Genomic DNA, 11,002 nt, shown 5'->3' with positions numbered 1-11,002 from the left:
GGGCGGCGGTACCAATTTATCTTACCCAGGGTACCAAGCCCGCTGACTGGCGGTACCAGATTCTGCTGATTGTTGGTACCGGAGAGGGTTACTACTCATCGAAGGCAAACATGATGAACGAGAACTCAGGGAAGCGCTATCGAAAGGAATCCCGTTTGAGGGCAGAACAACAAGCGTATTCTATATAGCCTATAGCAACGAAGGGAAACGTCGTTCTGCTGTTAGGTGCGAACGTCGCAACTTCTCTTTCTCCGATGGAAGAATTCGGCTCCGCTGTACTGCTTCCAATACAAAAGAGACCGTACTGTCTGCGCCGCGAGTATGGCTCAATGATTACGACATCATTGAGTCCCCTCACGCATTGACCTCCTATAGAAAGGTCTATGCAAAACTTGAAGAATTGGAAACTGATGGAAGCGTTCTTCTCAGGCCGTTAGAATACTATGCTGCCGACTATGTGAAATGGTTTATCCGAGAGGAATCGATTCAAGTTTCCAGATCCGATAGACGCGCTATTTCGCAGATTATTGATGCGGCCTTTCTGCGGCCCGATGCGCTTGAGACCTATCTTGAAGCAGGAGCGCCTGAAGAAGAGGTCATAGGTCTGAGAAAAGCCATTTCCTCCATGGTCATGGAAGAAGACGATCAGGGTCGCGAGCTCTTCCGCAAATCACTGCTTGAAAACGAGGAATTCTATAGGGAATGTGTTGAGCAGGTCATGCGGCTGAGCGACTCAATTCTGGAAGAGAGAAATCGCGAGCTTGAAACAAGCAAAGCCGATATCGAAAACGCTCGATCCACTTTGTCGGATCTGAATCAATCCATTGAGGGCCTGGATAGCAAAAAGCGGTCGCTAGAGGACGATATAGAGAGGCTCGCTTCGAGTTTGGAGCAAGCTCGAAGCGAGCAAGAAGCGGCGCTAGGTGAAATTCAGTCGAACATTGCCTTGAGGCTAGGACTCAAGGCCGTTGCCTCTCAGCCAGTTGCTTTGCATGGCCCGGAGCTTTTGGTGACAGAGGGATGTCTTTGTGATTTCGTGGAGTCTGACTTCGATTTCGAAGACGTTCTTGCTGAGAACCTAAAGAAGCGAGGTGTCACGAGCGTGGCGGGCAATCCTGCAGTCGAGAGGGGGAGGCTGGCTGTCGGCGTAGCTGCAGCTCTTGCTGCTACAAAGTTCATCGCAATACCTCAAACCGTGGCACGGCAAGTTGCCGATTCTCTTAGCGTCACCGTTTCTGGCCGCAGCGCGAAAAAGGTAGTCGTTCCTGCCGACTTCAGGAACGTTCGCTCTGTTCTGGACGCGATTTCTGGAAACGAAGCGGTTGTGATCGTTGACGGTATCATTGACGCAGCAAACGAAGGGGTTCTGTTCGCGCTGCTCTCGGAAAATGTGAAACCCGTAGTAATCTTGCCCTTCGTATCTCACGCCAGCGCGTCCTTGATTGCGAAAGAGGCCTGGGGCACGATGTACCTTCCCAATGCTGAAAGCCTGTCGACCTATTCCTGTTCGACGAAGGGTGCAAAATTGCAAAAGATGGCATCGCGGTTCATGTTGCCAGCGGTAAGCGCTGACGATGCCCTTGAAGAGGCCAGAGATCTTAGCAAGGAGCTCGAACAGCTTGATCTGGCTGCAGAACATTGCCTCCTGGCAGCAGTCGTATTCCGTGCAATAGAGAATCTTACCGACGAAGAGCTCATTGAACGATACGTTGCGCAGCACCTCCTGATGTGCTCCCGCTGCGACGAATCGGCCTTAGAGACACTGGCGGAATGGTCAGAGGAGGATTTGGGTTTAATCGAACTATCAAAGAAACTGGGCATACATGAGTAGCAGCATCGATGCTCTCAACATCATTGCATCTGATATTGGGGTACGACGATTTGTTGGTGAAAGCAAGGAATCTTACTGTCACAGGATTTCATACTCTGCCTCGCGATTCTGGCTGCAGGCTTTTTGTTTGGATGATGGGGAATGCGGAAAGAGGGGCCTATCGAAGCAGGCGATGAACCGTAGACTCAAGAAATGGGTCATGTCTCTCGATAGGATTTGTCCTGGTATCGACGCATGGTTTGATTCGGGCGGAAATGGAATAAGAACCGTGTACAATAGGTTAATTGACATTGGGGGGCTAACGTTAAACGGCTTCGAGGAATCGTACGTCGCAACGCCGCCGGTAGTAATTAATCTTTCGGATGGCCTCTCTTGCATTTCAGGCTACTTTGACCCTACCGCCAAACACGCTAAAGTTTGCGGTTACAACGCAGACTCGCTGGTGCTCTCCGGCCTGCTTTCCCTTGCGCGGTCGGACAATAAGCCCGTCATGCGACCTGCCTCCTGGTGGATCGAAGATCTAAAGTACCTCGATTGGGAAAACGCATCAGACTTCGATGATGTTAGGTTTGCTGATGCCCGCACTGCTCGCTGGAATATCAATCGCTCGGATGTTTGGATCGAAGAACCTCTTTGGGTTAGCGATATCGCTCTTGCCAGAGTTGACTGTAACGGTGGCGATTCCATTATTTTTGTCGCAACAAAGGCAAAAGGGCGAGTACGCCTCTCCAAAATCACTTGGATCCAAGCGCAAGAGTTGCTTTTCTATCTCAGGCGAGAATACGGAAACGGAGCGATCTCTCGATACGTCATGTTGGACGAATCTCATGCTCGAGCTATTCTTCCGGTTGGCTTCATTCCTGGGCATCTCAACCGAGTTCTGGATGCGATAGGGTGGCCCGTTGAAAATGCAGAAGATAGGTTTAACAGAATTGTCAGAGCCGAAGCGCTACCCCTTGTGGAAGAGCTGCTCGCTGCTAGTTACATAGGATTTGAAAGGGCTTCAAATGATCGACGGGAAGGGCGTTGAGTCCATAAAAAGGGAACTGAAGAAAACCATTGTCGATTACGTCGAAACCGAGTACTTCGGCAAGACGCCTGCGCTTAGAAAGAGATGCGATGACGAGCTTAGGTTCAGCAATACGCTCTTCCAGGAGCCGTATTTCGAAGCAACTCCGGCATACGAGATTGCGAAGAATGGTCTCGCGTCATCCGATATACCGCAGGATGCCAAAGAGTTCTTGGCATCTATGTCTACCACTGGCCGTGGCGTCTTTGAGTCTCCGTATTCTCATCAGATTGATGCATTGGAAGCGTTCTGGCACGAGAAGGACGTCCTTGTTTCGACTGGCACTGGCTCCGGAAAGACGGAGTGCTTCATGTGGCCGTTGGTGTCCAAATTGGCTGTCGAGGCCAAGGTCTCGGAGGATAGTTGGCGCACTCGAGCCGTGCGCGCCCTCGTGCTGTATCCGATGAATGCGCTGGTTTCAGACCAACTTGGAAGGCTTAGGAAGATTCTCGGCGGCGATACCGAATCCTTTGGCGAAGTATGGTCGAAAAGAGGTCGCAGACCCCAGTTTGGTATGTACACGGGAAGGACTCCCTATCCTGGCGATAAGCAGATCGATAAGAGGGACACTGAATACGCTCGCACAATCGAAAGAGATCTTATCAACATCAGCGAGGTCGATAGGGCCAAGCTTGCCGCTCATGGAAGATATCCGGCAAAGCACGATCTTCCGAGCTTCATTTCGCAGCTAAAGAGACACGAGAGCGGCTGGTCTCCTGATGACGCAGAACTTCTCACGCGATTTGAGATGCAATCCCACATACCGGATATTCTTGTTACGAACTACTCAATGCTCCAATACATGCTCATCAGATCCGTCGAGAACGACATTTGGTCGGGTACGTCTAAATGGCTAAACGAGAACCCTTCCGAGAAACTACTTGTCATTATTGATGAGGCGCACATGTACAAAGGCGCAGCTGGTGGTGAAGTCGCCTTGCTGCTTAGAAGACTCATGCACAAGATCGGCATCGAACCCGAGAGGGTGCAATTCATCCTAACGAGTGCTTCTATCCCCGAGGATGATAGTTCGACTATGTCTTTCTATGAGGATATGACCGGAAAGAGCTGTGCGAGCCTAGAAATAATTCGCGGGAAAATCGCAAATACCTTCGAAGGCGACGCGAAAGAGGTTGAAGCGTCTGCAATCATCGAGACAGATCTGGGGGCTTTGTTGTCCGGAGGAATCGATCTGGTGGATCAGCTGGATGCTTTTGCGGTCCAGGTTGGCATTGATGATCGATCGTTTGGCGATGAAAGCGAGGCTCGTTCCTGGATTGCTGATAAGCTGCCAAGCCTCGCTCCTTTCCGACGTTTGAATGAATGTGTCAGAAGCGGCTGCAGCACGCTTGGCAAGATTGCTGAGGTGGTATTCCCTGAGCAAAAGAATTCTGTAGAAGCGACCGACATACTGCTGAACATAGCCGCCCTGGGGAAGACTGCGGATGGCAACGCTTTGCTCCCGGTTAGAATGCATATGTTCATTAGGGGCATACAAGAGCTAACCGCATGCTGCAATCCCGATTGCCCAGACTCACAAAATGATGGGCTTCAGCTTGGCAAGGTTCGCGTTAACAAGCCTGTTGGCAGGTGCTCTTGCGGTGCTAAGACCTACGAGCTCCAGTCAGACCGCAATTGCGGTGCAATTTTCCTAAAAGGCTATGCCTCAGAAACGGAGGGAGACTTCTATTTCTGGAATGAAGATCCTGATCCGCTGAAAAAGTTCTCCGAGGTTATCCTCTATGTTCTTGGCGTCAACGAGTCTGCAGACGGCCTTGAAATCGGTTGGCTTGACTCCCTTACCGGAAAGGTTCATCGGGATGATAGCCACGAAGGTGAGTCGGGGTTTCTCCGCGTTGCGTTTTGCATCCGCGATGAGGATGATGCAGAAGACCATCGTCCTTCGCAATGTCCCAAATGCAACGGAAAGCTCGCTCTTGCTAGTTTTACAACTAAGGGCAATGAACCGTTCTATAACGTTGTGGCAAGGCAATTCGAACTTCAGCAAGGCTCGAAAGATCCCGAGAAGTTAAAGGAAAATCCCAACGCTGGCAAGAAGGTTATCCTATTTTCTGACAGCAGACAGGGGGCAGCGCGAATCGCCAAGGATCTTACTGACGCTTCAGACAAGAACCTCACTTCGAAAATTCTCGTCATCGCAGCTCACGAGCTTCAGGAATGGGCTGAGAACACCGGTGGCCGCGCAACATTGAAGCGACTTTATCCGGCCTTTCTCAAGGTTCTTCATGATAGAAAGGTCTCTGTGTTTTCAGGCGAGTCAAAAAGGGTTGTTGAAAGCCGTATTGCTGATCTTGAAGAGGAATTCGATGACTATGAGTACAGTGCAGAATACTCTGGCACTCCACCCGAAGCCTATATGGAATATATGCTTTCCAGTTTATGCGATCGCTATCGCTCGCTATCTGATTCCACTATTGCCTGGCTAAAGCCGACTGCCAAAGCGTGGCGAGACGCTAAAAAGACTCTCTCAAGAGCTAACGTCAAAATGAACCAGGAAGAATTCGAGGCGATCTTCTATGCTTGGTCTAGCTATGCCCTTGTTAGGCTGACGGCGCTCGATCCAGACATCCCTCCCAAAGTGCGCATGCGGATTCTTTACGCCGGCTCCCAATATGGCCTGCTGCCAAGCGAGCCATTCAAGGGCCAGAAAAAGGGACGAGGCTCCCTAGTGAACCTTCTTAATTCTCGCTATTCGACGGAGGAAGTGAAAGCAATTACCGACGCGCTAGTAAAGTTCTTGGAGCGCCCATCGACTGGCGGTAATGAGTATCATTTCATTAGCCCTACCAAGGTGTCTTTGTTCGTTGACCCGGATGCGGATTGGATGTCATGCCCACGCTGTGGGCGCACTGCACCATACAGTCTTTGGGGATTATGCCCGCATTGCAAGCAGGGTGAGATGGTTTCAATGGACGGCGATTATGAAAGAATCGCATTTTGGCGCGATCCCTTAGTGAGGGCGATTGAGGGCGATGACGAGGTTCTTCGTACCCGCATCAACACGGAAGAACACACAGCTCAGCTGTCTCATAAAGATCAGGAAGGTGACATCTGGTCGACGACAGAAGAGTACGAGATGCGCTTCCAAGACATATTTGTCGGAGAGAGCCGCGAGCCTGTTGACGTACTGAGTTGCACGACCACGATGGAAGTTGGCATCGATATAGGATCACTAACTGCTGTCGGTCTCAGGAATATCCCCCCTATGAGAGAAAACTATCAGCAGAGGGCTGGTCGTGCCGGCAGGCGCGGCTCCTCAGTGTCCACAATCGTTACCTACGTGGACACGCATCCCTTCGATAACACGTATTTCAATGATCCCTCACGAATCGTACGTGGAGAGCTACGCGAACCCGGTATCGACGTTGCCAACGAGAAGCTCGTCAGGAGACATCTGGCAACGGTCTTTTTCACCCGCTTCGGCGAGGAGGAGGGCATATCTGTCGAACGAATACCTGTCGATGAGTTCTTTAACGCTCATTTGAGTGATTTTAAGAAGGCATTGCATGGTTTTACCCTGAACCAGAAAGAGCAAAGGACACTTGTCCCTAAAGGAATGAATGTCAATCTTGATTCAATAAAGAGAACTATCAGAGAAGAAATCGACGCCATCGAGTCAGAATACAAAGATCGTCCCGAAGCCTTTCTTGAAACGGGCGGAAAAAGCTACAAAAGCTTGCTGGACTGCCTGCTAGAGGAGGCGGTTCTGCCCACCTACTCATTCCCTCGAAACGTTGTTGGTTTCGAGGTTGAGGACCGGTCGAAAGGCAACAAACTTCTGCAGCGACCGGACAGGTCTCTTGATGTCGCGGTTAGCGAATACGCTCCAGGGCGGGAAATCGTGATCGACAAGAAAACTTACATCGCTGGAGGTATCTACACGCATTCGGCCAAATATTCCAAGTTTGCTGAAAATAGAGAGAGTCCAGCGAAGGCTTATTTTGAAAGCAGCGATTATCGCAGGGACATTTTCTTCTGCGAAAATCCGGCCTGTGGCTGGTTTGGAATGAAGGAAAACCTGACAAAGGACGGAAGTTGTCCGTTCTGCGGTAGCCAAGACTTGACCAGGAACGAATTCCTTAAACCGTGGGGCTTCGCCCCGCGAAATGGCGGGGAGGCCGATGCGGCCTTCGACGCTGCAGAGAGCTCATATGCCGAGCTTCCAAGCTACTCTGCGATTCCTGATGAGAAGATGTCCCCATCGGGCTATCCGAGAATGCTCTTTGCGAACAGGCACGATTGTTCGCTGATTGTCGTAAATCGCGGCCCAAAATATGACGGCTTCGATGTGTGCCGCAAATGCGGCGCGGCATACCCTTCGATTGAAAGAGCACGTGAGTCTCGGAGAATCCTCCCTCCGTTTACCCGCGACGCAAAAGGGGGACTCGCCAGATGTCAGCATGATTTCGTCGAATCGATGGTGCTGGGAAGCGTGTTCAACACCGATCTTGTCATTTTCGAAATGGAACTTGATTCATCTGAGGTGTGTACAGAGTACGAGAACCCTTGGCTAAAAAGGGCCTGCATTTCGTTGGCAGAGACGTTCAAGCTAGCTGCTGTAGACATTCTCGATGTCGATTTCAGCGAGCTTTGCGTTGGATCCCGAAGAAGGTTTTCCGGCGGAAGCGTTTATGTTGATATCTACCTGTTCGATTCGCTTTCGAGTGGTGCGGGATACTCATCGCTTCTGGCGAATGAGCAATCTATTGGGAGCATGGTCGAAAGGGCGAGGAACATTTTATCGGATTGCGATTGTGATTCCTCATGCCTATCCTGCCTCAGGCACTATAGGAACAAGATTCACCACGCGTCTCTTGATAGGCATGCGGCGCTGGATCTTCTTGACTATGTTACGTGTGCTAAAGCGCGTACCGAGCTTAGGAGCCGCGGCAACGTGTTGTTTGGCCCTTTGGCCGAAGCGCTTCAGCAGGAGAGGGGCGTTTCGTGTGACATCCGAGAAGAGGAGATGATTGTTTCATCGCGCAAGGCTTCTGTAAACGTGCGCGCAATTCCGAACATTGCGAATAAAGTGAGGGTGCCCGGTGAATTGCAGCTATGGGAATCGGAGATTGGGCGTAATCTGCCAAATGCTTTCGATTCCATCATGGAAACTCTCGGGTTCTAGCGCTTTTCGACGGTTTTGCCACAGCGGGTTAAATGGCAGGACTGTTGGGAGCGCACTAATCGCTACACCGCAATCTGTGTATTTGCTACCTATATAGTGGTGATCAGCCAAAACTCTCTTTGTCACGCAAAGGGATGACAGGGAATTTTTCCCGCCGCGTGACAAAATCACGAGTAAGATTCTCGGACTGGGCGTGCCTGAGCTCGTTATCATCCTCGTCGTCGTGCTGCTCATCTTCGGGCCGAAGAACCTCCCCAAACTCGGCGCCTCCCTCGGCAAGACCGTGAAGAGCCTGCGCGAGGGCATGGCCTTCGATAAGAAGGACGACGAAGAGGTCGAGGAGATCATCGAGATCGTCGAGGACGAGCCCGAGGTCGCCTACGCCACTGCCGGCGAGCCAGAGACCAAGGTGGTCAAGAAGGTCGTTCGCAAGAAGGCCGAGTAACATCCGTGAACCGTCCCTGCGCCCTCGGGTGCGGGGTTCGTTTCAACCCTCCCTCCCAAGAGAAGCGGCAGCTGCCAGATACGGCCAGCGCCGCTTCTCTTCGTTTTACCAGATGCGGTTCATTTCGTCGGATGTCCCCGTCGGTGAGAACCGATGCGCTTGGTTGCGATAGAATACACCGTTGTCAATGCGAGAGAGAAAGGGAGGTTCATGGCGACGATGACGCTTTCGCGTTTGCGCCAAGCGCGCTACGCCATCCTCGGTTTCGGTTGCAACCAGGCCTTTCTCTTCGCCATGCTGTATCTGGGCTCCTATAACGAGAGCAGCCAGCACGGGTTCCTCATCGATCGGGCCGACCTGCTCTGCGTGCTCCTCGTCATGGCCGCCACCTTCGCGCTCATGACCCGCGAGCGCCGGCGTCGGCATCTCATGGTCGTGGCCGAGGGTCTCGTTCGCTGCTACGCGCTGCCGTTGGTGGGAGCGCTGTACCTCATCGTTGCGCTGCACAGCCTTGCGCCCGGCATTCCGTGGCTCGCGCTTGCCGCCGTGGAGGGGCTGGCCGCCGGCGTTCCGCTCGCGCTGCTTCTATGTCGGTGGGGCCGGGTATTGGGGGAGGCTTCCATCGACCAGTCCGTGCCCGAGGTGTTCATCGGGAGCGCCCTGGGCGCGGCCGTCTGCTTCTTCGTCGTCGCCATTCCGGTAGAGGGCGCCTACATCCTGCTGTACGTGCTGCCCGTGGGAAGTGCCTGGGCCCTGCGTGCGCTCGGCGAGCCTGATGACCGCGACGCCGAGCCCGCGGCGGCCGACGATCCAACCGAGGAGGCCGCCAAGCTCTCCGGTCGCATTATCGCCGGCACGGTGGTCTACGGCCTGGCCACCGGTGCCGTGGAGGCCCTTGCCACCAGCGCCGAGGGGGGAGCCGCGTCATCGCTTTCCGTCACCTTCGTGCTCTTCGTGCTGTATTGCGCCGCTGCGCTGCAGCTCTACGGGGGTCGTCCGCTCTCGGTGGGCGTGCGCGCCGTGCTGCCCACGGGGCCCGATCAGGAGGTGGGGCCGCTCGGCGGCGCGTACCGGCTCGCCATCCTGCTCATGGTGGGCGGTTTCGTGGCGGTGCCGCTGCTGGAGAGCGTGAACGTCTCCGGCGTGGCCGTGGTGCTCGCCGGCTATCTGGGGGTCTTCTCGGTGCTCGTCTCGCTGTTCCTCATCATGGGCCGCATTGGCGGCGGGGACGCGGCGCGCTCCTTCGCCCGGGGCTTCGCGGCGCTGTTCGCGGGCGAGATCACCGGCGTGCTCGTCGGCGGCGTGCTCGGGGCGCTTCCCGGCGCCTTCGACGTGTCGGCGGCGCTCGTGGCCCTGGCCGGCGTGGCGGTGCTGTACGCGTATCTGTTCCTGTTCACTGACCGCGACATGGCAGCGCTCTCGGTGGTCATCGCCCAGAGCGACCGTTTCGAGGAGGCCTGCGAGCTTATCGCGCGGACGGCAAAGCTCTCGAAGCGCGAGGCGGAGATCTTGCCGCTCGCCCTGCGCGGCCGCACCGCCGAGCGCATCGCCGGCGAGTTCTTCATCTCGAAGAACACCGTCGACACGCACCTGCGCCGCATCTACGCCAAGTGCGGCGTGCACACCCGCCAGGAGCTCATCGACCTGGGCGAGCGCACGGAAGCGGAGTTGTAGCCCATGACCGCGCAATCCGGCTTCTCTTTCAACGACTTCGCCGCCGCGGGCCACGTGGCGGCCTCACCCGAGCACCAAGGAGCCCCCATGGAAGTGACCCTGTACTCCGACGGCTCGTCCCGGGGCAATCCCGGGCCGGGCGGCTACGGCACCATTCTGCGCTACACGGCGCCCTCGGGCGCGGTGCACGAGAAGGAGTTCTCCGCTGGCTTTTCCTGCACCACCAACAACCGCATGGAGCTGCTCGGCTGCATCGTGGGCCTGGAGGCTTTGAAGCGCCCCTGCACGGTGACGGTGTACTCGGATTCGCAGTACCTCGTGAACGCCTTCAACCAGAACTGGGTGGCCGGCTGGCTGAAGCGCGGCTGGAAGAACTCGCAGAAACAACCGGTGAAGAACGTCGATCTGTGGAAGCGCCTGCTCGCCGCCAAAGAGCCCCACACCGTGAAGTTCGTCTGGGTGAAGGGCCACGCCGGGCACGCCGAGAACGAGCGCTGCGACGAGCTCGCCACCACCGCCGCCGACAACCCCGCCTGCCATCAGCAAGACACTGGTTTTCGGGGGGATCTGTGAAGATGACCTTCTCGGGAGACTCTGTGTTTGGAAAGATGCAAAAGTAGTCTTTATGGATCGAGTCTCATTTCGCATCAAGGCATGTATAAAGCGCGAGGATTTGGAAAATGTGTTTAAATGGACGGTATTCTAAGATCCGGACAAACTGAAGAGCAAAAAAGCACATAATCCTCCTTTGCAGATTGTGGGCTAGGAGGAGGACTCCTCATCGTCTGAACTGGGCGACCTCGCGTAGAAGTCCCTGTATCGGAGCGTTTTCGGGTT

The 11,002-nt window shown here is 54.3% G+C and carries 7 protein-coding genes; all 7 read left to right on the top strand.

The window, feature by feature from the left end:
• A partial coding sequence (locus tag ACW4LP_RS12075) for a hypothetical protein (protein WP_455803860.1) occupies positions 1-188 on the top strand: 188 nt, incomplete at its 5' end.
• Between the two features lie 173 nt (positions 189-361).
• A complete protein-coding gene (locus ACW4LP_RS12070; RefSeq protein ID WP_455803859.1) occupies positions 362-1,831 on the top strand; it encodes a hypothetical protein in 1,470 nt (489 codons plus the stop codon).
• Complete coding sequence (locus ACW4LP_RS12065; RefSeq protein ID WP_147270692.1) at positions 1,824-2,861, top strand: hypothetical protein; 1,038 nt, start codon at positions 1,824-1,826, stop codon at positions 2,859-2,861. The genes ACW4LP_RS12070 and ACW4LP_RS12065 overlap by 8 nt, the downstream gene beginning before the upstream one ends.
• Positions 2,839-8,046, top strand: a complete 5,208-nt coding sequence (locus ACW4LP_RS12060) for a DEAD/DEAH box helicase (RefSeq protein ID WP_114540622.1) — start codon at positions 2,839-2,841, stop codon at positions 8,044-8,046. Before ACW4LP_RS12065 ends, ACW4LP_RS12060 begins: the two co-directional genes overlap by 23 nt.
• Before the next feature lie 193 nt (positions 8,047-8,239).
• Positions 8,240-8,491 carry a twin-arginine translocase TatA/TatE family subunit gene (locus tag ACW4LP_RS12055; protein WP_241520767.1) on the top strand — a complete coding sequence of 84 codons (252 nt, stop codon included), beginning with the start codon at positions 8,240-8,242 and terminating at the stop codon, positions 8,489-8,491.
• A gap of 210 nt (positions 8,492-8,701) precedes the next feature.
• Complete coding sequence (locus ACW4LP_RS12050; RefSeq protein WP_114540624.1) at positions 8,702-10,165, top strand: helix-turn-helix transcriptional regulator; 1,464 nt, start codon at positions 8,702-8,704, stop codon at positions 10,163-10,165.
• A gap of 87 nt (positions 10,166-10,252) precedes the next feature.
• On the top strand, positions 10,253-10,738 hold the full coding sequence (rnhA, locus tag ACW4LP_RS12045; protein WP_041715138.1) for a ribonuclease HI: 486 nt from the start codon (positions 10,253-10,255) through the stop codon (positions 10,736-10,738).
• Positions 10,739-11,002: the final 264 nt, after the last annotated feature.

This window comes from Adlercreutzia sp. CNCM I-6215 (assembly GCF_977072315.1).
Note: the sequence above shows the minus strand (reverse complement) of the source record. Positions and strands in the feature narration are given on the sequence as shown.